Raw genomic sequence first — 25363 nt, forward strand, 5'->3', positions numbered from 1 at the left:
AGAGCGCAAATAGTCAATTGATTATTTAACTCTCTTTTTGCAGAGGGTTTTAAGTTTAGCCAATAAATATTTTCATTGATACTTTTACCATTATAGTTAATTGTATTGACACTAATGAAGTAGTGGTATGTTTAAAAGTATTTTCACATTTAGTTTTTTTACGGCTATTTCAAGGATCTCAGGGTTAATAAGGGATGTATTAATTGCTACGGTTATTGGCGCAAACTCTCTTGCAGACATATTTTTTTCTTCGTTTCGCTTTGCCAATCTATTTCGAGCATTTTTTGCAGAAGGAGCATTTACCACGTCCTTTATACCGTTATATTCAACAGAATCACACGATGATAAAAAGGCATTTAATTTTGCAAGTAGTGTAATATCCATTACGTTTATTATCTTAGTAATTTTTTGCCTTATTATGCAAACTTTCTCCCCTTATATGATTCAAATTTTTGCTCCTGGATTTGACCAAAGTAAGTTTACCCTTACTGTTACTTTATCAAGAATTATGATGCCCTACATAATCTTTGTTTCAATTGCATCACTTATTGGTGGAATGCTGCAAGTAAAGCAGCATTTTGCTTCAACAGCTATTGCACCAATCGTTTTGAATCTTTGTTTAATCATCAGTTTGTTTGTGCCTTACGTAAAAACCTCAGCGCACAACCTTTCTATAGCTGTGCTGATAGGAGGAGTTTTTCAGTTGTTGCTGATGCTATTTAGTGCATATAAATTAAAGGCAGCTTTTTCTTTTAACCTTGAATTAAGCAATGAAGTAAGGTTATTTTTTAAGCGTGTGGTACCTGCAATTATCAATAATTGTGTAACTCAAATAAGCTTATGGATTGATACAATCATGGCGAGTTTTATACCAAATGCGGTGTCCTATATATATTATGCCGATAGACTAAATCAACTACCGCAGGGAATAATCGGTACTGCAATTGGTACAGTGCTTCTTCCTTTAATTTCAAAACAGGTGGATAATACTGAAAATATAGTCAAAATACAGAACAAGGCTCTCAACATAGGATTAATGTTAATTATGCCAACAACTGCTGCCTTTATCATTATTCCCGACATAATTTTACTTACGCTTTTTTCTTACGGCCGGTTTGATCATTATGCAGTGCAGCAAACTGTTCCCACTTTAATAGCATTTTCTCTTTCTTTACCTGCATTTACTATAAATAAAGTATTGCTACCTACATTTTTTGCTAAAGGCAATCTGAAAATGCCAACCATATTTTCGCTAATGTGTCTTGGAATTAATGTAGTGCTAAACCTTTTGTTAATGAACGAGTATCAGCATACGGGGATTGCTATTGCTACTTCCGTTTCCACTTGGATAAACTCCATTCTATTAATTAGTTATTTAACAATAAATAAAATGTATAAGGTTAGCCAAGCGTTATTGTTAAATGTCATGAAAATTTTCGTAGCAACGGCAGTCATGTCAATAGCCCTTTATATTTTTAATTCTTTGTTGGCAGGATTATTTTTTGATAAAATGTTGGCTCGTATTGTTTATTTAACGACTTTAATAGCTTTGAGTGTTATTGTTTATTTTGGTATTCTCTATTTAATATTTAAGGGAAACTTTAAGCATGTGTAAATTATGAGACTTTCTTTATATGCTATATTATCAATCTCGCTGCTATTAATTCTCATGCATGTTGCTGCAACTTTTAAGGATTGGAGTGGCTACAAAGGATATGTTATAAAAGAGTTGGAGAAGACGTATGATGCTAAAGTGCATATTGGAGGAAAAATTAAAGTTTCGTTGATTACCCCAAAGCTCACTATCTATAATGTATATATACAATACAACGAAAATAAAGAGCAAAAGTTATCAGATTTAATTAGTGTAAGAAAAATTGAAATAAGGCCATCGTTCCTATCGTTGCTTTTATTCTCATTGCAACCAAAGTCAATCACATTGTTTGGCATGAAAAGCAATAAAGAAAATTTACTTAATATTATAAATGCAAAAGCCAGTGGTAACATAGTTGATATAGTAATAAAAGACAGCCAAGTAAGTTTTAAGAGTGATTTCGCTGATATTGTTAACATAAAGGAGGTTGCTGTAAAAAAAAATAGGCAATTCTCTGGTAAAGTAAAGGTAGGTGATAATAATTACGATTTTTCAGGAAAGGTTGATATCACAAAAAGGGACGTACACATTAGTGTTGAATCAAATTTTGTAAATTTGCTATTTACAGGTAATAGAAATCAAGAAGAACTCCAGGGTAATTTAACACTAACGATTAATAATAGTTCCGGTTCTGTGAGTAATTTAGCAAAAATCATTAATCTTAGCTTTCTCCCTTGTGTTATTCCTAGCGAAAATATCAAGATATCATCCAATATAAGTCTTAACGAAAGTGAGTTTACGGTAACTGACTTAAAAATTGATTCCAAAAGCATGCAAGCCAGTGGTACAATACAAAACGATAGAAAAAGCGATCACACTAATCTCAATATTAGCTTCAGTAAAGTTGACTTAGATTCCATACAAAATGATTCACAAAAAACAACAAATATAAAAGACCTTCTGGAATGCTTTAGAGCAGTTGTGCCAAAGAACTTGAGCTTAAATTTTAATATAGAAGCTTCTAACATTCAATATCAAAACAAAATATTGGACAATTTCCGTGCTGTACTAAAATCCACTGATGGCAAAGTAAAAGTTAATACGCTTCTTAAATTTCCTGGAATCAATAATATATCTTACTTATCAGGAGAGATCTCAAACAATAATGTCCTATCTGAATTCAACGGTGATTTATTAGTCGAAGGAAATGATTTTGAGTCATTCATTTCATGTTTTTTCCCTTCTATAAAGATGAAAGAAAACCAGAAAAATCAATTTACACTAAGTTCTAAACTGCACCTTGCACCAAGAATATTATCTATCTCAGACATTAGACTGCTAAATAATAAGGAATCCTTGCAAGGGTCAATTAGAGTAAGCCATACAAAAAAACACAATGTGGTCAATGGTGAATTTAGCATGCATAATCTTGATGCAGATAAATATGATCATTCATTATTTAGCAGTTTACCTAAAATGCAATGGCTGAAAAATTTTCAGTATGATACAAATATAAAGGCCCGTGTTAATAACCTTACATTGAATGATACGAAAATTAAAAATTTGGATTTTTTGCTGAAAATGGAAAAAGGTAAGCTAGTTGCAGATAAAATAAAACTATCTGGAGAAGATTTCGATATTACCGGTAATGCAAAAATATTAGCAGATCAAAAATACGCCAAACCTTTATTAGATGTTAACCTTACGGGCAGTAAATTTAATGGAAAAATTATTACATTACCAAATTTAGTAGAGACGAAAAGAAATTCAAGAAATGAGATAGATCAAATTCAATGGTCAACAAAGCAGCTTGATTTTTTGGATGATAAAGAAGGCTTTGATGCAAATGTGCAAATCAATACTGCAGAATTTAAAACCGAGCAGAATGTTTTAAAAGATTTTAATTTGGATGCGGTAATGAGAAACAACACTATCACTATCAGGCAGGCAAGTTACGTATTAGAACGCGGGCAAGTGTTTTTTCAGGGTTATTTAAGATCAGACTCAATAAATACAAGATTTTCTATTGTAAATTTGGACACTAAAAAGATTGGTAAGGTTATAGGAATTGACAATGTAAATGGTCAGGTAAGCTTAAATGGTGAAATCAAAACTCAAGGAAAAAGTTTTCATGATTGGGCTAGTAACTTATCAGGAGATGTAAACTTACAAGCGCAAGGAATAGAAGTTACTAATGTAGATTTCAATTCATTTATCACTAATTTGTTAAGCAGTAATAATAAGTCTGAAATCTCCACACTTGCTTATATTGATATATATAATGGTAAAACATTTTTTGAAAATATTAGCGGAAAAGCAAGTATTAAGAGTGGTATATGTTCAACTAGTTTACAGTTCGGGATTGATCAAGCATCAGGGTCGATCTCTTCTAATTTAACCTTATCTAACTTCACTTTAAATTCTATATTCAGGTTCTTTTTCATACCACCAAACTATAGTAATCCAATCTATATCGATATGCACTTGGATGGCCCTATTTGGCGTCCTAAGATGAGTTTTGATGTAGACCAAATCTTCATCGCTCTGGTTGGCAAGAAAAATAGTTAATTTACTTAGGTGTACGGTTTAGGGGACAATAAACTCATCTGAACGGATACAAACTTAACCTAACTCATCACCACCTGGCAGTGGTGGCAAGCCAAATGCTTCTCTCTTTTCGTTGAGCGTCATGAAGCTTGCGTTTTCTACGTATTTCCACAACTTTTGTCTCTTTTCCATGAGAATTTCTATTGCATCTTTGTCGTACGACAAGCACAGATCTTCACCAAATCTTGGTGTCAGCCAAGAATTCAGGTGACAGATAATATTTTCTAGCGTTGGTAAAACCGTCTGCTCCCAGAGGGATAAGCGTGCTTCGACTAAATTGCTATAAGTGTTATCACCTGGTATGCCAAGCAACTGCGGCGGAACGCCAAAAGCCAGGGCAATATCACGAGCTGAACTGTGTTTGGACTCAATAAAATCCATATCCCTCGGCGAAAGACTCATCTCCTTCCACTCCAAGCCTCCTTCAAGCAATATCGGTCTTCCAGCGTTTATAGAACCTGAATAATGATCATTTATCTGCGCTTTTAAGCGTTGGTACTGCTCTTGACTTAAACTTCCACCACTCCCGTCCTTTGCTGATTTCACAACTATTGCACCACTTGGTCTTGCTCCGTTTTGCAACATCGCTTGATTCCAAGCACCCGCCTGATTATGCTGATCTATGCTATATGCAGCTGCCTCAATCGGTGATAGCCCATACCAATCATTCAAAGGGTTAAAGGTCTTTAGGTGCAACACTGCTGAACGTCCGGTTAGTTTATCAACTTTAAAGTCATAACTGTTGTTATTTATGGTATAACGATAGATATAAGGAACGTTATTTCTCCCTGGAACAATTTCAACCCTATCTGGGCGCAGAAGATAAAGCTCTGTTGGTGGTTTTCTACTATTCTGTGACTCAATCATCAATATATAAGAATTGCTGTTAACTAATCGATAAGTTACAATCCCCTCAATAAATTCCGATTTTGATGTCATTGGGTTAGGAGAATAAAGTAATTTCAGTAATGGATGGGCTTTTAGTTGCGATTTTCCCTGTTCAGTAAGCTGGCAGAGAGTAAAAGGTACCGAAGATGCAGCACTTGCAATCATATTGATTGCTCGAAAGGCAATAACATTTTTTATGTAACCTTCCTCAGCAAAACTTACATAATCACGCTTACTCCAACTTGGCTCCATCATTAGCTGCAAAGCAGAATATTTAGTAAATACTGCGCTTTTTTTTCTTTGAAAGATGTTGAAATTCATATGTGCCTCATGAAAGATGTTTAAAAGTTAAAAGTGTTTTAGATTCTGTAGTTAAACTAAGACATAGATCCCAGTGGGCTTTGTTGCATCGCTACTTATGAAAGGCTAACTATAGTTAGGATTATAAGCAACCTATTGAAAATCTTGTTTTTTTGCAATCAATCTGATCAAATTTAAGAATAGTAATTTGTTATTTATATTAATAAATTTAATTCTATCGAAAATAGCTAAAGCATTGAAATTCTTGAATTTTAGCCAGATTAGTGAGTGGTAGTGAAATTTCTTTTACTCAAATTTAGGTATTCACTGACCGTTCTTGTTATAAATACCAGAATAATAAGCTACTGATATTCGCTATCTTTTTTATCTTTAATCCATCATAGCTAGCGATGCAACAAAGCCATCCCAGTGTCACGCACTGGGATGACGGAAGGAAAGCACTTGGGTGACAGGAAAAGAACGCACTGCTATACTAAAAAGAAAAGAAATTGAACATGACAGAATGGCTAATATCTAATCAGCTTATTGATTATAACTGCGCTGTAAAATCTATGGAAGAGAAAATTCAACAAATTCACAATAATTCAGCAGACGAATTAGTATGGCTACTCCAGCACCCTCCACTTTATACTGCAGGAATCAGTGCAACAGATGACGACGTTGTTGAAAAATTATTTCCTATATATAAAACAGGAAGGGGTGGTAAACACACATATCATGGTCCAGGACAGCGCATCATATATTTAATGTTAAACCTTAAAAAAAGAAATAAATGCGACATAAAGCTATATATTAGAGACCTAAGTAAGTGGATAATAAATGTTTTAAAGCAATTTAATATACTTGGAGAATTTAAAGAGGATAGAATAGGCATTTGGGTAAACCATAACGGAGTAGAAAAAAAAATTGCAGCTTTTGGTATCCGTTTAAGAAAATGGGTAACTTATCATGGCATAGCGCTTAACGTCTTTCCAGACCTCTCTCACTATAAGGGTATTATTCCTTGTGGGTTGCAAGGTTATGGCGTCACGTCAATGGAAGAACTAGGAGTGAAAGTTCCACTCTCTGAATTGGATGATATACTAAAAAAAGAGTTTTATAAGATATTTTAATGATTGTTTATCTTTTATATTTCATTCTCACTTTATGTGCTAACACAAGTATTCATGCAATCGACCAAGTTGATATTATTGCTCCTTCTTCGAAGGGAAAAGAATCAGATCTGACTACTATAAAAGAATATGTAGAAGCTTTGGATTTTAATCCCCGTATTTCGGAGAAAATATATAGTGATGATAATCCATTTTATTCCAACTCTGATGAATTCAGAGCAAATGATTTGATTAGTGCACTAACTAATGATAGTAAAATAATTTGGTGTATCAGAGGAGGAGAAGGGGCTTCTCGGTTAATTCCCTATCTAGAAAAGTTACCCAATGATAAAAAAGAAAGGATTGCTCAAAACAAAAAGATCCTCATAGGCTATAGCGACATAACTGCCTTGCACATCCATCTACAAGCTAAATATGATTGGCAAACTCTTCACGGCACCATGTTGGAAATGATAGTAAATAACTCCGTTTCTGAAAGCTCTGTTGAAAAATTGAAAGAGTTAATTCTTAACAAGCGGGATTCTATCAGATTTGATAACCTAAAGACGATAAATAATGGCATTAGACTAAAAGATGGCAAATTAGAGTCTAAAATCATCGGTGGTAATATGACTCTAGTTGAAAATAGTATAGGAACCGCTTGGCAAATAAATGCGAAAGGTAAAATTCTATTTTTAGAGGACATAAGAGTTTACCCATACGCAATAGAGCGCAGTTTGGATCACCTAAAACAAGCCCACATCTTTGATGGAGTACATGCAGTAATCTTTGGGGATTTCGTTAACTGCTATAACGATAACCTTGTTGAAGTTATAAAAGAAAGGTTTGCAAAAAGTGTTAACTTTCCTGTATTTACAATGAAAGGGGTAGGCCATGGACATACAAATGATCCTTTACCTTTTAACACTCACGCTATTATTAGCGTTCAAGACGAAAAAGAAGGTTTGTTTTTTATGGATGTGCAAAATGTTAGCTAATCTTATAGCTAACGAAGCTCTACGTCATACCGCCGCGGTATCTCAGCCGCTAACAAGAGATCCCGCTAACAAGCAGCGGGATGACGAGCTTATCGTCATACCACCATGAACCGTCATACCGCCACGAACCGTCATACCTTAACATAGATCCCGCTAACAAGCAGCGGGATGACGGTTATTGTTTAGCTATAAATGTTAAGAAATTTACCAAACGAAAAAAAAGGCAAAAGAAGCCCCGTGGTGGTTGGCTATTCACTATGTACTAAAATATCGGCGTTTTTTTTATTCTAAAACGCTTGATTAAGAGCGATTTAGCTGCTTTTAACTTGCAACTAACCTACACCGCAAGTGTTTAAGAAATTTACGTATCCGTTCAGGAGAGTGGTTTAAGAAACAATAGATAGGAGATTTTGGAAAGGATTGAGACCCCTTTGTTTCCAAGTTAAGTATAATGAAATTATCCGCTCAAGGAATGTATTTCCCCGCTTTGATTGTGTAAAATATGAGTTTTTGCGATAAACGACATAATGCCGAATTTGCCGTTCAGCGTGGTTATTTGTCAGCGGAATATTTTCTGGGTCATCTAAAAATTTCCACATCATTCTTTCAGATCTCAGAACATTTTTTGCAACTCGAGAGGCTCCAATTGCTTCAGGTAAACGAGATATCTCCTTCAAGTAATACTTTGTACGTTTTCTTAATTTTCTGGCACGTCTGACAAACCTCAAAACATCTATCTCACTTTTTAGTAAAGCTTTTTTTAGTGCAAATAATTCAGTGGCCACGTTTCTCAAGTAACAACCCAGAACTTTAACTTCAATATTCCAACTATGTGCTAATCTTTCAAAATCTCTTGATAAATGTGCCCAACAGATTTGCCTGTTTTTATCGGCAAAATAATTGTATGCTGCATACCTGTCAGTTATTACCAAGCTATTGCGATTGCAGAATTTACTATTTTGTAAAACTTTCATTCCTCTTGACTCTGTAAATTTTACAAAACTTGCCGTATTGCTTGCAAACATCCAACACCAAGCGAGTTTACCTTTGTTATAATGGCTCGTTTCATCAATATGTAGAACTTTACTCCTACTTATCTCTTGTTCGATCTGCTCATACATTTTTTTGCATTTTGAAGCAACTCTATGTTCACTACTTGATATGCTACCGACGCTTATGTTCAAATTGAAGATATCATTTACGACACTCGCTATTTCGCGTTTTGAATTTTTGTAGAATCCGCTGAACGCTGCAATTATTGACTTAACCCTTGGACCAAATGTATTTGGCGTAACACCTTCCGGTAACTTGCTACTTCTTCTCTTTCCGCATCTCCGACAACGGCCATGTTCTAACTGATATTCCACTACATAAGGCTTGATTTCTGGAAGATCAACTTTCTGATGAATATATGGTTTTTCACATATTGCAATTTCTCCTCCGCATTCGCAAGTATTAGGCAACTCTATCTTTACTACTTTATCTGCATCCATGTTGGCGCGAAAACTTCCTTTATGACCAACCTGACCGCCAATATTCCTTTCGCTTTTCGGCTTATTCTTTTTTATTTTATACAACTCTTTGGAACTTGGTATTGATGAATTTTTCGAGCTTAAACCGAGTCTTTCTCTTAACTCAGCATTTTCTATCTTTAAAGCCTTATTTTCTGCTTCTAAACTTTCATTCTCTTTTTCCAATCTTTCTATTTTTGCTTCTAACCTTTCTATTTTTTGCTGTAAATTTTTGCAAAGTTCTAAAAGGTTTACCATATTATTTCACTTTTGCTCTATGATTATCTTTTTAGATCACCTTGTCTACCTTATTCTGCCACTCCGCTTAACGGATACAATAATTTTATTGATATCTTTATATTAATACTTTTTAAATATTTAGTACCGTGCAATATCTGCAATGGATGAGAAAAATTAACACCAGTGCTTTCAGGGTCAGGGATTTTGGCTCCAACCCTAATAAAACACTTGGGTGGATATCTAAAAACCCAAATTTATTTTCTCAAAGCCTCTGATACAGGCTCTACCTCACACTCTTTAACCTCTGAAAGGACACTTTCCTTTGAAGGGACACTTCCCTTATGTTGCGCAGCAGGAGAACCCATAGAACAAAAACCACTATTTCTATCAACTTTTTTAGAACTAGAGTTATCAGGTGACGATAATTGTGCTTCTGCAAGTCGCCGTAACTGTGATTCTTCACTCTCACATAGAGATCTGCTTAGCTCCCTTTTCCCCTCAGTAGTACGCGTCAAATATAAATGCTGCTCCTTCCCAGGGGAGAAAGAGTTGGAGTCTAGCTTCTTTTGTTCCTCAGGAGAAAGAAATGGGTGTAGTTCCTCTCTCTGATCAGGATTAAGACGTTGTTGCCACTCTGATCCACCTTCATGCGTAGGAGAAGTCACTTCTGAGGGTGGATTACTTTCCGCTCTTATTCTACCTGGGAATGAAGAAAATGACTTAGACACAGGTGGTTTTTCAGTTACAGGATTTACAGGAGCACTTACACTCGAAGATATCGAACACACCGAACTACGTTTTCTGTTATTTCGCTCAAGAGAAGGTAGCACATTGCCTTTTAGTTTTGACCACACACTACCTATAAACGAATTACTACACAAAGGACCACCTCCATGTTTCTTCTCCGGAGATTCACTCTCTTGTGACTTTGCTTCAGAACACTCATCACTACTTTTTCGATCACTTTTATCAGTAACTTGCTGTTTTTCAGGTTCCTCATTAGAAACCCCAGGATTTAAGAATATTGAATTATCCCATGCTCTAGGAGAAGGAATCGATGATGGCCTACATCTCACTTGCTGACCCCGAATCCCCATTAGCATACTTTCATAAGCACCTAAAGATAGCTGTGATTGATCACAAGTGGATTGACTTGGATCTATTTCCCCCAGCCCCCGAAAAGGCTCTGTTCCTTCCTCTTTTTTTGATCTTTGCCTGGGATGCTTCTCTAACCCTTCACCACGACTTCGCTTGGAAAACTCCCGTGTCGGTGATGCTTCAGCTAATAGCGTTCGAGGAAGCTCATGGTCAATGGACAGTTCATGTTTTGCATTGATTACAGAGCTTTCTATAATTTTAGTTATCATACAGTGAGAAATTTCTTTACTAGAAAAGTCTATGCCATATACCCCACTGCTTCCATTTACTTTGAATGTTGCTTGAGTTTTATCACTCATATCATCAAGTACAGGATTATTAAATTTATGATTTATATCACGTGCTTCTTCCTTTGTTAAAAACCTAGTTCCTCTATCACTTAGTATAACAGGTATAAGAATTGAGGCTTCCTCTCTATTCAAAGGAGAGGCACACAAAAAGGCATTTGTCACCACACGTGTTGATGGATCAAGAACTTCCATTATCAAATCTTTAAATGCCCTTACATCACTACGACTTTTGCTATCAGCTTGAAGATCACGGCCTATAAGCCATGCGGCACGCCGTGTTACACTATCAATAAAACGAGCGTCATCAAAAACGTCCCTGATATATACACTATTGTCTCCACCCCTCAGAGGGTTCTTAGGAGCATTCTCATATCTTTCCCTCATCCTTGATAAAAACTCACGCTCAAATTCCTTGCGTAATTTTTTATTAGGAAATTTAGAATGACACAAATATTTTTCCTTGTTGAATGAGTTAGTAACTATGCTACAAGTTGGCATATCTTCTAAAACATCCTTTACAAGTGAAGAAGCCAAATGAGACTTCAAATTAAAAATTACACCTTGATCTATAGGTGCTACAAACTCAATCCCACCTTGTTTACCTACAGACCAGTCTCCTTTATAGTCGTTAAATGGAAAAGATTCAACATCAAAAATTAACTTGGCTGTATCTAACACTACTTCATCCGTATCTCCTTCTTCAATACCGTAGAACTCACCTACTATCTTCCTTTTTATATTGTAAAGATATTCGCTACACTGATAATCCTCCATACCTTTATCAAATGAGACTACGATACAGTCCTTCCCGTACCTGCTTTGCAGCGTAAAACTAGTTTTAACTGTATTACGAGCATAATTATGTACATTAAAAGCACTAACCAATGCTCTTACTGTTTTTGTATTAGCCATACCAACCTCCCCATTTTTAAACTACAACAGCTACTCTTTACTTAACGTCTAGGACCACCGGGATTATTTTTTTGCTCAGACTGACGCCTCCTTTCTTCTATCTCCTTGGCTTTTTCACGATGATCATCAAGCCTTGCTCCTTTAACTCCCAGCAATTGTCCACCACCTAGTCCCTTATTCCGCTCATCCCATTCTTCTTCTCCCTTGAACCTTTCCTTACCATTATCATTTGGCATATTGCCCTCCAGTAAAAATATCATGTAACTAATATACTAAAAATAAAATTAAGTGCAAGCGCTTTTTTATATTTTTTTTCAAAAAATTTTATTCACTCTTTTTCATAAAATTCAGTTTTCTAGATTCCAGCGTCACGCGCTGGAATGACAAGAAAGAGGTACCAAAAAGAGTAAAATTCCTTTTTCTTGTCGCCTTAGTAGCCATTCTAACATAGAATGGCATCCCAACTAAGAAGGGTGTCATCCCAGTGCCCAGACACTTGTATCTTTATGATGTGAGGCATTAGAGCTAAAATACCTCACAGGGAGGGTGAAGCTGATGCGACACTAATGCCATTAAGGCCGAATCCCAGATTTTGCTTCCCTCCCATAGAGTTAAAGACTGAACAGTATCTTTTGGAATTATATCCCGTATTACAAGGTTAGTCTAAACTCTCAGTTTATTTATAGTCTTGGAGGCAATTTTATGCAAGTAAATGCTATTTTGGGTGTGGATATTTCAAAAAAGAAATTTGATGTTTGTTTGTTAGTGGACAGTAAAAAACGACACAAAGTCTTTCAAAATAATCAAGATGGTTTTGCAAAACTTGTAGTTTGGTGCAATGGCCATGGAGCAAATCTTACTCATTTATGTCTTGAAGCAACTAGTTGGTATGGAGAAGATTTGGCTACTTTTATGCACGATTTAGGACATAATGTCAGTATAGTAAACCCAGCCCAAATCAAAGCTTTTGGCAAAAGTGAGCTGCTCAGAAATAAGACAGATAAATCAGATGCAGCTATGATAGCTAGATTTTGTATCGCCAACAAACCTGCTCTTTGGAAGCCCATTACACCTGAAATGAGGCATTTGAGGGAGCTTTACCGTTGCATGCAATCGCTAAAAGATGATAAGGTGCAACAGACAAATCGCTTGGAAAACAAAAATATGCATTCCAGTTGCAAAGAAGCTATATCTAAAGTAATTTTGGCAATAGAGGAGCAAATTATTGTTCTCGAAAAAGAAATTAATGAGCATATAAATAACTATCCACATCTAAAAAATATGGTGGAAAACCTTAAGACTATAAAAGGTATAGGATATCTTACTGCTGTTGCTGTTGTCGCAGAAATGCCATCAGTTGATAACTTTGACAATGCTAAACAATTTACAGCTTTTGCTGGTCTAAATCCAGGACATTATCAATCGGGATCGTCAGTAAGTAAGAGAAGTTGCATATGCAAAATAGGATCTGAGCGTATTCGAAAAGCTCTTTATATGCCAGCTATAGTAGTCAAAAACCATAATAATCATTTTCAAAAGTTTTGTCAGCGTCTAGCAAGTAAAGGCAAATGTCCAAAAGTCATAGTTCTTGCGTTAATGCGAAAATTAATGCATGTCTTTTTTGGTATTCTTAAAAATAATCAACCATTTAATTGTAATTTTGTTGGATAATTTGTTTGACAGCAGAGACAGTATCTGGGATCTAGTCTTTTTGTCATCTAAAGCTACACTAGTATCCCCTTGATGGTGCTCTTTCTGGTGCCTTTCCCATTGAATCCACATGATTATTAACTTTTACATTACTACATCCGCTTGCTGGCTGAGCATTACTTACAGAACCTTCATTCTCAGCATCATTCAAAACACCAACTGCAAAACCGTATCCATAATCAGCAACAGAACTTTTGACAGATTGATTCGGAGCTCTTCTGTTAGCTTGATTAGATTGCTCTGGGACTTCTCTGTTAGAAGCAGATTCCCGAGCAGATTGTCCTGAAGCACTTCCGCTAGGAATAGAACTCTCAGCAGATTGATTCGAAGCTTCTTTGCTGGAAATAGAGCTTTGAGCAGGCCGGCTTGGAGTGCTTCCGTGGGTCTCTAGGTTTTTTCTTATTTGCCAATCACTATCGCATCTTTGCACTCTCCGATTTTGTACCTTCCCCGTCGTATTCGTTGCAGTCTTTGGATCAGGTGGACACACCCCTTTCTTCGGCTTCGCTTTTTTGTCTTCTTTATTTACTTCTTGTTTTGGCAAATTCTCAATATCCTCCTTACCTCTATCATGTGTTTGCACAAAAGGCACTCGATCTTTCAGAGAATTCGACAAAAGATCAAGCTCTGGTTTGCTCAGAGGAATTGGCCTTACAAATCCTGGTGAAATTTCAAAAAGGAAAACTGGCACTTTAGGCTTTTCTCTTTCATCTACCTTGATTTCTACGTCTTTATGAACTTCTTTAATTGCTTCTTCCTTTAATGATGTTTTTTCTGCTTTTTTATCTTCTTTTTCTGTAGATGCCTCTACCGCAGCCGCCAACTCAACTCCAAACATTTCTGCGAACATTGTAACAATCCATCCGACAACAGCCATTTGTAACCTGAGTTTCAGATCTTGCAATGCAGTTAATCTTTCTAACGCCCTTGCAAACTCTTCTCCTGATAACTCACCACTGCCTAATTTCTCTTGTAATTCTTTTATCTCTTTGTCCAACCTCTGATCGAAACTTAAATCGCGTGCAAAAATCTTCTTGATTAACTCCTTAAGCTTATCACGCAAAAACTTAATTATCGAAAGAGGCCAATTTTTTTCTTTCTTCTTCTTGAGCATTTGGTAGATTTTCGGATCATCTACATCTACTTCAAAAAGGTTGAAGAGAGATTCAAAGAAATTCCAGAAATCTCCGAGTACTCTTCCTTTTTCACCAGTGAAGTAATCCTCATCACCACCTTTTCCGATATGTAGCTCTGCTTGAGATGATATTTCATCGATACAACTAGAAGCCTGACGCTCACACTCGAGCCTCCTGAGCAAATCTTGTCTGGTGAGCTCCTCTATGGCTGCTTTTAGTTCATTTAACTTCTGCTCTGCAGAGAAATCTTGCTCCCTGATTTTTCCTTGGAAGATCGAGCTACCGTTTCCGTTATTATCTGAAAAATTTTCTATTATTTTTGCCCCCTCGATAAAATTACTATCTTTATTATTATTTGAAAAGCTTTCCATCATTTTTACTTCCTTCATAAAACTTAATAATTTAATTCTACAGTACTAAATATTTAAGAACTATTAATGTAAAGATGTCAGTAAGATTATTTACATTTTTACACTATATATATATTATATCATGTGCTATTTAACCTTTCAATAATATTTTTTATTTTTACTGCTTCTTCAAACTCTAGCATGCGCTTTTCTTAAATTATCCTTATTAATATTTGCTTTTGCCTCTATCCCACTTTTTCTTGTAAAGTATTTGATATAGATTTTATTATACTCTTTGGCATAACATTTGCAACATACTTTATCTATAAATGGAAATTATTATACTTGCAGCTAGACACAATTTGAAATAATTTACACTATAAAGTTAAGGAACGAGATCCCAGATACAAGATACAAGTGTCTGGGCACTGGGATGACAGGAGGGGGGGTTGGAATGACACCAGTATGGTTATTAATTGAATAAATAACCTCCTTATTTTCAGAAATCATTGGCAAACAAATGTGATGCCATATGTTTTTTGGCTTAGATAAGAGGTGCCCAGTTAAGTCTTCCAGGTGGAGCCTATGCATCACAAGCACAATTGCTCCTTTTTTTCTATCGTTGAGTCTCGTTACTAAAGTCTGATCGAACCAGTTTGTGGCACGTTTTCTAAATGTTTCACTCAAAGTTTGAGCAGGGTTAAGCGGATCATCCACAATAATAAAGTCACCACCTTCACCGGTTAATGTTCCTCCAACTGATGTTGCGATTCTAAATCCTCTCTGCACTGTTTGGAATTTATATTTAGTGTTCTGGTCTTTGGATAGTTCTACCTCTGGAAATAGTTCTTTATACCAATCAGATTGCATTATGCACCTGGTATCGAGCGAATGTTTTTCACTAAGCAACTTAGAATAACTTGCAACTATTATTCTTGCAGTTGGCTGATTTCCCAGTATCCATGCGGGCCACGCAACACTCATACATATGGACTTCATTGAACGCGGAGGCATATTGAATATTATGCGCCTTACTTCGCCAGCATTGGCTGCTTCCAGCCTGTCTGCTATGACTTTTATGTACTGATAATCATTATACTCACATCCCGGCACCACTGTTTGAAAGCACAGTTCAATGAATTTTAGAAAGTTCATGTTAGACCTCCTATAGTATCACCCAAGTAACCCCTATGGTGTTATCCAAGTGGCCGACACTGGTTCCTTTATGACGGCGTCATGCAAGTAGCTGACACTGGAATGACATCCTTTGATTTTTTATATGGTTATGCAAGAAATCTAGTGTAGATTTTTATTTATTTTATAAGATTGAAGTGTTACAGTAGCGAGCTTACAACACTACTGTTTTGTAAATTTAGTGAATAAAATTACTTCTTTAACTTTATTGAAGCGAAAAATTGATTTCCATTGCGGTAAATGAGCAACATTATTGAATCTTTACCGTTTTTCTTTACTGCTAAATCAACTTGTTTTTGAAAATCGTTAGTATTTTCTATATCAGTTCCATCCAATTGGATAATGATGTCCCCTTTTTTAATACCACGCAGCGTGGCATTACTGTTACTATCTACATTGGTAACTATCACACCTTTTGTAGGTACATTATTTTTACTTTCTTTTGATTCTTTTGGCAGATTTGAAACAGTTAAACCGGTTACATAATCAGATGTTGATTTATTTTCTTCTTGATTGTTATCTTGGCCATCATTTGTAGATTCTCCGATCACAACTTTAATATTAACCTCTTTGCTCTTTCTAAGTAACTTAACTTGCACTTTTTTCTCAGGTCCAGCTCTTGAAACCATTTGAGGTAATTGTGTCATTCTATCGATTTTTTTACCGTCAAATTCTAATAATATATCACCTACTTTAATCCCACCTTTTTCTGCAGGACTATCCTTTACTACACTTGCAACCAATGCGCCTTTTATATCTTTTAAACCCAAGGACTCAGCAAATTCTTTCGTTATAGGCTGAACTTGCACACCAAGCCAACCATGTTTTATTTTTTTGCCACTTTTTAATGTGTCAATAATTGACATAGCTAAATTAGATGGTATGGCAAAACCTATACCCACGTTGCCGCCAGACTCAGATGGAGAATAGATAGCAGTATTAATACCTATAACTTTTCCATTTAAATCAAATAACGGTCCTCCAGAGTTACCCCTATTAATTGCAGCATCAGTTTGAATAAATTCATTCATAGTGCCAATACTAATGTCCCTGGACCTTGCAGATATAATTCCTGTGCTTACAGAGCTACCCAAACCAAATGGGTTACCTATTGCCATAACCGTATCACCAACCCTTGCTTTATCAGAATCACCAAATGCAACAGAAGAAAGATCTTTATCAGAATTAATCTTAAGCACAGCAAGATCAGTTCTTGCATCATAGCCTAAAACTTCTGCTTTGAAATAAGTATTATCGTTCATAGTAACTGTGATATCTTTGGCGTTTTTAATAACGTGATAATTGGTTACTATAGTTCCACCTTTATCTATAATAAACCCAGAACCAAGCAACACCACCTCTTTGTTAACACTAGGGCCCCTATCCATAAAAAACTGATCAAAATGCTCAAAAAACTCTCTAAAATCATCAAAAAAATTATTTCCTGGCATAGATGGAACTCTAGTTCTGCTGTTATTTTCTTGTTTGATGATTTGTTCGCTTGAAATATTTACAACCGCAGGAATGAGTTCTTCCACTAAATCGGCAAGTCCTTGATTACAGTTGCATGCAGTAGTGCTAGCATCAACGACCTTTTTTGCATTCCAATCAAACATATTAGCATACGAAGAAAACGCAATTAGAAAATATACAAATATAGATAAAATAAATGCCTTACTTTTCATAAATTATTTCCATCCTTTATTTAAAATATCTAAAAAGTTATTGTTTGGTGAAAGTACAAATTTAGTATTATTTTCGGCAAATGATTTACTGTAAGCGCTCATAGAGCGATAAAAGTTAAAGAACTCTTCATCAACCTTAAATGCCTCATTATAAATTCTAGTTGCTTCAGCATAACCACGGCCCCTTATTTCGTACGATTCTTTTACTGCACTGGAGATAATTTCCCTTTTTAATTTATCAGCTTTTGATCTAACTTCCTGCCCAGCTTGCTCTCCTTCTGCTCTGATTTCTTTTGCTTCTTTTTCCCTTTCAGTTTGCATACGGCGAAATATTGCAGAACTATTTTCTTCTGGTAAATCTGCTCTCTTAATTCTTACGTCTATTATTTCTATGCCAAATTTTTCAGCTTCAGAATAAACTCCACGCTGAATCAATTGCATAACCTCTGATCTTTTTTCATTCAACAAGCTAATCAACGAAAATCTGCCTATATTTTCTCTTATGTGAGCTTCTATAACCGGATATAATCTTCTAACCAGACCTGATTCATTCCTCACAGCCTGGTAAAAAGTAACAGGATTTGTTATTTTATATTTTGCATACGCATCTACTATAATACGTTTTTGATCCGCTGTTATCACTTCCCTTGGGATCTTATCAGGACTTAAATCTAAAACTCTTTTATCAAGAAACTCTACACTATTTATGAATGGTAACTTAAAATATAAGCCACTTTCCCTAACATCCCTTACAACTTTACCCAGTTGTATAACTATTGCTTGCTTTGTTTCTTGCACAACAAATATTGAATTAGATAAAACAATCAATAAAACAACAAATACAGAAACAAAAACAATTTTAATATTACTACTCATGGTTATTTTCCTAAATTTGTAAGAGGTAAATAAGAAAACATACCTTTCAGATCATCAGTTACAACAACTTTGTCTACCTTACTGAAAATATTTTCCATAGTTTCAAGATAAATACGATTCTTAACGAGAGAAGGATTCTGTCTATATTCCTCATAAAGAGATAAAAAGCGATTTGCATTACCTTTTGCTTCATTTATTACTTCATTTTCATATGCTTGTGCATCTAATTTTATCTTTATCGCTTCACCCTTTGCTCGAGGTATAATATCATTATTATAAGCATATGCTTCGTTTATAGTACGCTCTTTGTCTGCACGAGCACTTTGTACATCTCTAAACGAACTGATTACTTTTTCTGGTGGATCAATTTTTTTCATTTGAACAGATAAAATCTCTATGCCCATTTGGTATCCATCAAGAATCTGCTGCAATAGAATTCTAGTATCTCTAGAAATTTCTGGTCTGCCTTGACCAAGTGCAAAAGAGATCGTGTTTTTACCTATTATTTCTCTCATGGCACTTTCAGCAGCATTTTTAACACTGAAACCGGGTTTGTAATCCCGCACTTTGAATAAATAGTCCTTAGCATCTCTAACGCGCCATTGAACCTCGAAGTTAACGTTGACTATATTTTCATCTCCAGTTAGCATCACGCCTTCACCGCGATCTGTATCTCGCCCATAAGAACTACTTACCCCAATTTCTTCACGATTTACTTCCTTAACGTTCACTTTAAAAACCTTGCCAATAGGGTAGGGGAAGTGATAACGCAAACCAGGTGTTTCTGTATTAGAATATTTACCAAAGGTAAGTTCTATACTTTCTTCACTAGGATGGACAATATAAAAGCCAGTGCAAGCATAGAACAGCAAAATAATGAAAATGATGAAATAAGGTTTTTTGCCCCTGTTTCTGGTTAATCCATTAAGAAAGAACCTTATATCAGATACAGCTTTACTTAAAATATCTTCATTATTAGGAGTTTTGTTCCCTACCGGTTTCTTTCCCAGATTCCAAGGATTATTATCATCAAACATAATGATTGATTCTATAATTAATACGCTAATATTACTTCTTTAATAAGAAAATGCAAACATAAATTGCTATTTTATTTACAAATTAATCATCAGGATGGAAAACATGATCGTACACTTCCTTTTCTCTATGTAATATGGTCGACTCTATGGAATTTTCTGGCTTTTTTTTGAATTCTTTGTTGTCACTCTTTAAGTGCACTACGTCTTTGTGAAAATGGGAATTATACCTAAATAGTAAAGCTATTATTATTAAAGTTATAACAGCCAAAAAGATGAGTGTTCTTTTTCTATACTTCATAAATGCTGCAGCTTCTTGACCTAATTTTCCACACTATCAAAAAACACGTCAAGCGAAATTATTTGAAGACAAATAAATACTGGCAATCAATTTAACACTAACTTAAGAATCAAGGAATACAATTATAATATATTTAATTAATAGTGAGGTTAAAAATGTTACCTAATAAAAAAAGTTTAAATTCTGTTGAAACTGAAATAGGCCTACAACAAGAAGGTAGTCTTGATTTGAATAAAACTATGCAAAATCTATCAAATTCAGATATTGCTAATGATCACAAGAAGCTAAAAGAAAGAATGACTGACCTGTTAAAAGGAGATACAGAATTCTCTAAGATGAAACAAGGAGATAAGATTCTTGTAGTAAGTACAGCAAGTGGGTTATTTACGGCAGTACTACCACTTTTGGCAGTTGGTGCAACACTTGCTATACCGGGTGCTATAGTTGGTCTTGCTTTATATTTCGCTGTAAAAGTCGCTGTAAAAGCAGTTCAATCTGGATATAAAGGGCTCAAGTGGTCAGCAGAAAAAACAGTTGATGGGGCGAAATATACTGCTGGGAAAGTTAAGGACGCATCAACATACGCTGCCAGAAAAGTTAGAGATGGTGCTATGCATGTTAAAGATAAGGTGAAAGAAGGTTATGAACATTCAGTAGATTCACTGAAAAAAGGCGCTAGTTTTGTAGGCGAAGGAGTGGCAAATAAGTTCCATAAGGCATCTGGTGAGACGGACTATTTAGATAAGGTAAAAAGGTTTACTCCAGATGCAATTAAGAAATCTGACGAAATAAGAAATGATATGAAAGCAATTTTTGCTGATAAAGGAAATAATTCTGGGTTAGTGAAAAATATACTTTCTGGAATATCGTCAGAAATTGATTTAAAAATGGCAGAGAAGGCAAAATCAGGGGAGATTGAACATACTTCTGGATGGCAAGTACTGAAAGAATTCATTAATAATTTAAATGAAAAAAGCTTGCATAACTTGTTAACACAAAGGTCATTACCTAAAGGTAGTTATTTCATCGACAGTGTTTTCTCTGAACATCACGATGAAATTAAGAAGGTTATTAAAGAATGTAGAGAAAATCATTTGTACTCAAGCGTAAGCAATATGTTTGACAGAGCAGAGAAAAAAGCTAACAGGCCTTCTGTCAAAAGTTTAACTAGGTCTGTGTCATCATCATTCTCTTCACTGGGAAGAAAAGGCTCTGAACAATCTAACAGCTTGTCAAAAAGCAATTCACTAAATTCTATAGGAACTGAAAGTACTGCTACTGTCTCTGATTCAGATTCTCAGAACTTTGCAACAGTCCGTAGAAGCAATTCACCTAGTAGCTTAACTCCTAAGCTTACTCCAGTTGCTCCACCAGAACTACCTAGAAGCGCCTCATTGACTAACTTAAATGGACAAAGTTCTTTCAGTGAAGATGTTCTCAGTGATCCTATTGTGGAGCAAAACCTGGATAGTTTGAGTAACGGAACTCTCACTCACAGTAATTCTACTGATAGTGGAATGGGTTCTGGTTCTTCTACGCTAACAAGAAAACAAGTTCTTCCTTTAAAAGAAGAATTTGACAGAGAACTCGAAGAAAAGTTGGCAAAACGACGCGCATCTCTAGATCAACCTAGTGCAGAACCTGTCAACTCAAGAGCTACAGCAACTCCAGGAACAGTGTAATAAGTAAAACTTCTACCTTCTCCAAAAGGATGTTACTCAATGAGTAACATCCTTTTTTTGTTTTTAAACTATAGAAAAATCCTAGATCCCAGCGGTATGCGTACAACCGTATGAACATTGTGATTTCTCTGCTAGGAAAGGTGTTATGAAAGTAGCTGACACTGGAATGGCTTTGTTGCATCGCTACTTATGAAAGGCTAACTATAGTTAGGATTATAAGTAACCTATTGAAAATCTTGTTTTTTTGCAATCAATCTGATCAAATTTAAGAATAGTAATTTGTTATTTATATTAATAAATTTAATTCTATTGAAAATAGCTAAAGCATTGAAATTCTTGAATTTTAGCCGGATTGGTAAATGGTAGTGAAATTTCTTTTACTCAAATTTAGGTATTCATTGACCGTTCTTGTTATAAATACCAGAATAATAAGCTACTGATATTCGCTATCTTTTTTATCTTTAATCCATCATAGCTAGCGATGCAACAAAGCCCACTGGGATCCAGGAAAGTTTGCTTGTTTACAAGCAAACTAGCATAGAAAGTGGTTACAACGTTTTCGATGAGATTATATGGAAAACTGGATTCCAGTGTCAAGCACTGGAATGACATCACAGGGGCACTGGGATGACACCTTTACGTTTGAGGCAAACTAGCTATAACACTTAACATACTACCTTTGCAAACAAATGTTCATACAGTACGCGCTGGCGTTATTTTCTCTTGATGAATAAATCTCGGTAGAGTATAGTAGCAATGCATTTATGTAGCTACTAATGAATAATTTAGTTTTGGTTTATACAACTTTTTCAAATTTTGAGGAGGCTAAAACTGTTTCTGAAGAATTGTTAAACGAGAAATTAATTGTATGTGTAAATATATTTCCCGAAGTGAATTCTCTGTATTTATGGGAAGGTAAAATTAGTAATAGTTGTGAAGTAGTGGCAATTATGAAGAGCAGGAATGATCAAGTTGATAAAATTGTAGAAAAAATCGAAGCAATGCATTCTTATGATCAGCCAGCTATTGCTGTGATGCCCATAGAAAAAGCAAATAAATCTTTTACTAATTGGGCTAATAGTGTTATTGATGTAAGTAGTATTGGGGTGTAGCCAAGTGGTAAGGCAGCGGTTTTTGATACCGCCACGCGAAGGTTCGAATCCTTCCACCCCAGCCATATTGAAGTGGGTGTGAAATGATATCACTTTTCTATAAATTAAGATTATTGAATTATATATTAGGTAGTCTCAAAGATATAATTGTGAAACTGTTTCTCTTCACAATGTATCTTTACACATTCAGCATTGTGCTCATGTTTCTCAGCAATGGTTTTTGGTATGCTGTAGAATTTTGCTCTTTCAAAAATGCGTTTTACCGTTTGTTTCAATATTGCAAGTGGTATTATGAAAATAGGGAAGATCTCGGTTACGGAATTTCTATTCGAATATTAGTGGCGTTTCTTACTCCGCATTTTCTCTATAAATTATTACTTGGCACAGGCTGGAAGTCCTTTTTAAAGGAAAAGATAATACAGATACTCAACACAAGAAGAAAAAAGGGTAGTGAGTTCAGTAACAGTAGCAAACCAAGTGGCAGTAGTTATAGTGATAAGAATAATTACAGCAATAACAGTGGTAACAATGAGCGTCAAGCTCAAGATGCAAAGCGAAAAGTAAACATGATAAAGCAGCTATTAATCAAAGATATAGAGGCAACTATAGATAGGAGATTGAATTATATTTTTTTCGGTAAAAGGAGTAAACCTCATTAAGTATATAAAAAGGCTTTATCTAGTAAGGCTTTTTAAGGTTGGCTGTATTTTATTTTTTACGTATACCGGATCACAATCAGCCAATATACATGTGTGCACAAAATCTTGACTAAAGTCTGATAACCAAGAAATTGCCTTACGTTTTTCTACCAAGCTTTCTGTTTTTTTGCAGTGACTTGCTGCATCAATCATTGCCTGCGCTATTACTGATTTCCACAGCAAATAATACCTTTGTATATCATCTGACGTACTATTTGTTTCATAGTGGTTAAAAAATTCTTTAAAATTGAAGTTGTTTGACATAATGATACCTCTTTGGATTGAAATTTGAAATGATTTGAGTTTATGTCGCCACAGCAGATTCCGCTAACAAGCAGCGGGATGACGGTTGTCAGGCCAGCGCCCCTATGATGTCATTCAAGTAGCTGACACTGGTTCCTTTATGACGGCAGTGCCCCTATGGTGTCATCCCAGTGCTTGACACTGGGATGGCTTTGTTGCATAGCAACTGAAAAATCTGGTGGCTACTGACAAAATTCATTATAAATAGCGATTTAACTGTTGAAGAAAAAATATGCCACAAAAAATGAGGGTCAGTAACCATAGCGAATATAACAAATTTCTAGAAAAAAGAGGAAATATTTTTCATTATATCAACGAAGCCATAGAAAAGTGGTACGAGAATGGTCCAAAAATACCAGGTGGCAACAATATTTATAGCGATAAAGTTGTAATTTTGGTGCACATAATAACTTGTTTATTTAGAATAGGCCTGAGGCAAACAGTTGGGTTTATAGCAGGATACCTTGAGCAAATTGGGAAAAATTTGCAAGTTATCAGCTATTCACAATCATCAAGAAGGTTTAAGAAACTCAATATTAAGATCAATGATTGCAGAAAATAATATGGAAGATATCGAAATTGCTATAGACAGTACAGGAATTAGTATATACAACAACACTCCTGGTCATAGCAAAGAAAATAGCGAAGATAGAAAGTATCGCAGCTATGAACAGACAAGAAAATTGCATGTAATGTTGAATACAAACAGCAAAAAAGCCATAGCTGTAAAATACAGTAACGGTGTCTACTCTGATCACTATGGAGCTTGTGATTTGCTAAAAGAAGTCGATTTTCAGTATGTCATAAAAGTACTATATGCAGATAGGGCATATGACAGAGAAAAGCTCTATAAGCTGTGTAATCAATATGGTATAAAAACGAAAATTCCTCCGAAAAACAACGCAGCAGAGCATCCAAAGTTAGACTATATGGCTGAGAGAAATTCTGCAGTCAAGCTCATAAAGTCATATGATGAAGATGGTATAAAGAAGTGGAAAAAAGAGATGAGTTATGGAAAAAGATCTTATATAGAAGGTTTTTTCTCGCGATTAAAAAAGACATTTGGATTTAGTTTTAGGAACAAATCTGAAATGAATCGTGAGAGGGAACTGCTACTCAAATGTTATTTGCTTAACAAATTTACTGAAATAGGCATGGCTAAGTTTGAGATAGCTTCATGAATTTATTGTACGTTACCTACTATCCGAAGAGCGATGCAACAAAGCCCACTGGGATCCAGGAATTTTGATTGGACACTGGGTTGGTAAGCATAAAAGTGTTATGTAAAATACAACGTTCTTGATGGGATTGCATGAAATGCTGGATCCCAGTGTCTGGGCACTGGGATGACACCATAGGAGGCTGCTTGGATGACAAAAAAAGGAGCACTGGAATGACAGCAATCTACGTCATACCGCGATTCATTCGCGGTATCTCAGCCGCTAACAAGAGATCCCGCTAACAAGCAGCGGGATGACGGTTGTCGTTTAGCCATAAACATTAAGAAATTTACCAAATGAAAAAAAAGGCAAAAGAAGCCCCGTGGTTATTATCCGCTTTAAAATATTGGCGTTTTTTATGTTTTAAACGCTTGACAAGCGAGATTCAGCCGCTTTTAATTGCAACTAACTTACGCTGCAAATGTTTAAGAAATTTACTAAGCAGAAAAAAA

General features: G+C 35.4%; 20 protein-coding genes, 1 tRNA gene and 2 pseudogenes. 10 read left to right on the forward strand and 13 right to left on the reverse strand.

What is annotated here, in order from left to right:
* Positions 1–127 precede the first annotated feature (127 nt).
* Together murJ and LA754_RS04485 are read left to right on the forward strand one after the other, a co-directional pair.
* The gene (gene murJ / locus LA754_RS04480; RefSeq protein WP_457923605.1) at positions 128–1615 is read left to right on the forward strand and encodes a murein biosynthesis integral membrane protein MurJ; all 1488 of its coding nucleotides are present in this window, start codon (positions 128–130) and stop codon (positions 1613–1615) included.
* Positions 1616–1618: 3 nt separating this feature from the next.
* Positions 1619–4162, forward strand: a complete 2544-nt coding sequence (locus LA754_RS04485) for an AsmA family protein (RefSeq protein ID WP_077188342.1) — start codon at positions 1619–1621, stop codon at positions 4160–4162.
* A 54-nt stretch (positions 4163–4216) separates the two neighbouring features.
* Here the strand turns inward: LA754_RS04485 and LA754_RS04490 are convergent, their stop codons facing one another.
* Positions 4217–5410: a phage portal protein gene (locus tag LA754_RS04490; protein WP_457923606.1), complete on the reverse strand. Its 1194-nt coding sequence runs from the start codon at positions 5408–5410 to the stop codon at positions 4217–4219.
* A 494-nt stretch (positions 5411–5904) separates the two neighbouring features.
* On the opposite strand from LA754_RS04490, the gene lipB reads away from it, so the two are divergent.
* Together lipB and LA754_RS04500 are read left to right on the forward strand one after the other, a co-directional pair.
* Positions 5905–6522 (forward strand): lipoyl(octanoyl) transferase LipB, encoded by a 618-nt coding sequence (gene lipB / locus LA754_RS04495; protein WP_077188344.1) that lies wholly within the window; start codon positions 5905–5907, stop codon positions 6520–6522.
* Positions 6522–7499: an LD-carboxypeptidase gene (locus LA754_RS04500; protein WP_457923607.1), complete on the forward strand. Its 978-nt coding sequence runs from the start codon at positions 6522–6524 to the stop codon at positions 7497–7499. The genes lipB and LA754_RS04500 overlap by 1 nt, the downstream gene beginning before the upstream one ends.
* Positions 7500–7885: 386 nt before the next feature.
* On the opposite strand, the gene LA754_RS04505 is transcribed toward LA754_RS04500, so the two are convergent.
* The 3 genes from LA754_RS04505 to LA754_RS04515 all read right to left on the reverse strand — a co-directional run bounded on the left by LA754_RS04505 (position 7886) and on the right by LA754_RS04515 (position 11846).
* Entirely contained in the window at positions 7886–9268 is a 1383-nt protein-coding gene (locus LA754_RS04505) for an IS66-like element ISWen3 family transposase (protein ID WP_457923608.1), read from the reverse strand.
* 236 nt (positions 9269–9504) lie between these two features.
* A complete protein-coding gene (locus tag LA754_RS04510) occupies positions 9505–11610 on the reverse strand; it encodes a hypothetical protein (protein WP_457923609.1) in 2106 nt (701 codons plus the stop codon).
* A 41-nt stretch (positions 11611–11651) separates the two neighbouring features.
* Entirely contained in the window at positions 11652–11846 is a 195-nt protein-coding gene (locus LA754_RS04515) for a hypothetical protein (RefSeq protein WP_457923610.1), read from the reverse strand.
* Between the two features lie 466 nt (positions 11847–12312).
* Between LA754_RS04515 and LA754_RS04520 the strand changes: the two genes are divergently transcribed.
* Positions 12313–13281 (forward strand): IS110 family RNA-guided transposase, encoded by a 969-nt coding sequence (locus LA754_RS04520; RefSeq protein WP_077190114.1) that lies wholly within the window; start codon positions 12313–12315, stop codon positions 13279–13281.
* 58 nt (positions 13282–13339) lie between these two features.
* Here LA754_RS04520 and LA754_RS04525 read toward each other — a convergent pair whose 3' ends face one another.
* The 6 genes and pseudogenes from LA754_RS04525 to LA754_RS04550 form a co-directional block, all read right to left on the reverse strand.
* Positions 13340–14845 (reverse strand): hypothetical protein, encoded by a 1506-nt coding sequence (locus LA754_RS04525; protein WP_457923611.1) that lies wholly within the window; start codon positions 14843–14845, stop codon positions 13340–13342.
* 387 nt (positions 14846–15232) lie between these two features.
* Positions 15233–15961, reverse strand: a pseudogene (locus tag LA754_RS04530) (hypothetical protein); the annotation flags it as partial.
* Positions 15962–16191: 230 nt separating this feature from the next.
* Complete coding sequence (locus LA754_RS04535; RefSeq protein ID WP_006279851.1) at positions 16192–17685, reverse strand: DegQ family serine endoprotease; 1494 nt, start codon at positions 17683–17685, stop codon at positions 16192–16194.
* Between the two features lie 3 nt (positions 17686–17688).
* Positions 17689–18561: a protease modulator HflC gene (gene hflC, locus LA754_RS04540; protein ID WP_012673275.1), complete on the reverse strand. Its 873-nt coding sequence runs from the start codon at positions 18559–18561 to the stop codon at positions 17689–17691.
* 2 nt (positions 18562–18563) lie between these two features.
* Complete coding sequence (hflK, locus tag LA754_RS04545) at positions 18564–19598, reverse strand: FtsH protease activity modulator HflK (RefSeq protein WP_006279849.1); 1035 nt, start codon at positions 19596–19598, stop codon at positions 18564–18566.
* Positions 19599–19680: 82 nt separating this feature from the next.
* Entirely contained in the window at positions 19681–19896 is a 216-nt protein-coding gene (locus LA754_RS04550; RefSeq protein WP_006279848.1) for a hypothetical protein, read from the reverse strand.
* A gap of 155 nt (positions 19897–20051) precedes the next feature.
* Between LA754_RS04550 and walE1 the strand changes: the two genes are divergently transcribed.
* On the forward strand, positions 20052–21578 hold the full coding sequence (walE1, locus tag LA754_RS04555) for an actin bundler (protein ID WP_457923612.1): 1527 nt from the start codon (positions 20052–20054) through the stop codon (positions 21576–21578).
* Between the two features lie 411 nt (positions 21579–21989).
* Here walE1 and LA754_RS04560 read toward each other — a convergent pair whose 3' ends face one another.
* Positions 21990–22190 (reverse strand): hypothetical protein, encoded by a 201-nt coding sequence (locus LA754_RS04560; protein ID WP_353285648.1) that lies wholly within the window; start codon positions 22188–22190, stop codon positions 21990–21992.
* Between the two features lie 164 nt (positions 22191–22354).
* Here LA754_RS04560 and cutA point away from each other — a divergent pair, with 164 nt between their 5' ends.
* The 3 genes from cutA to LA754_RS04575 all read left to right on the forward strand — a co-directional run bounded on the left by cutA (position 22355) and on the right by LA754_RS04575 (position 23349).
* Positions 22355–22690: a divalent-cation tolerance protein CutA gene (cutA, locus tag LA754_RS04565; RefSeq protein ID WP_006279213.1), complete on the forward strand. Its 336-nt coding sequence runs from the start codon at positions 22355–22357 to the stop codon at positions 22688–22690.
* Positions 22681–22755: transfer RNA gene (locus tag LA754_RS04570), tRNA-Gln, on the forward strand. The genes cutA and LA754_RS04570 overlap by 10 nt, the downstream gene beginning before the upstream one ends.
* Positions 22756–22890: 135 nt before the next feature.
* The gene (locus tag LA754_RS04575) at positions 22891–23349 is read left to right on the forward strand and encodes a hypothetical protein (RefSeq protein ID WP_022626355.1); all 459 of its coding nucleotides are present in this window, start codon (positions 22891–22893) and stop codon (positions 23347–23349) included.
* 15 nt (positions 23350–23364) lie between these two features.
* Here the strand turns inward: LA754_RS04575 and LA754_RS04580 are convergent, their stop codons facing one another.
* On the reverse strand, positions 23365–23652 hold the full coding sequence (locus tag LA754_RS04580; protein WP_007549783.1) for a hypothetical protein: 288 nt from the start codon (positions 23650–23652) through the stop codon (positions 23365–23367).
* Positions 23653–23923: 271 nt separating this feature from the next.
* On the opposite strand from LA754_RS04580, the pseudogene LA754_RS04585 reads away from it, so the two are divergent.
* Positions 23924–24872: pseudogene (locus tag LA754_RS04585) on the forward strand (IS5 family transposase).
* A gap of 19 nt (positions 24873–24891) precedes the next feature.
* On the opposite strand, the gene LA754_RS04590 reads toward LA754_RS04585, so the two are convergent.
* Positions 24892–25080, reverse strand: a complete 189-nt coding sequence (locus tag LA754_RS04590) for a hypothetical protein (protein ID WP_264705972.1) — start codon at positions 25078–25080, stop codon at positions 24892–24894.
* Positions 25081–25363 lie beyond the last annotated feature (283 nt).

It is taken from the genome of Wolbachia endosymbiont of Muscidifurax uniraptor, assembly GCF_054149795.1.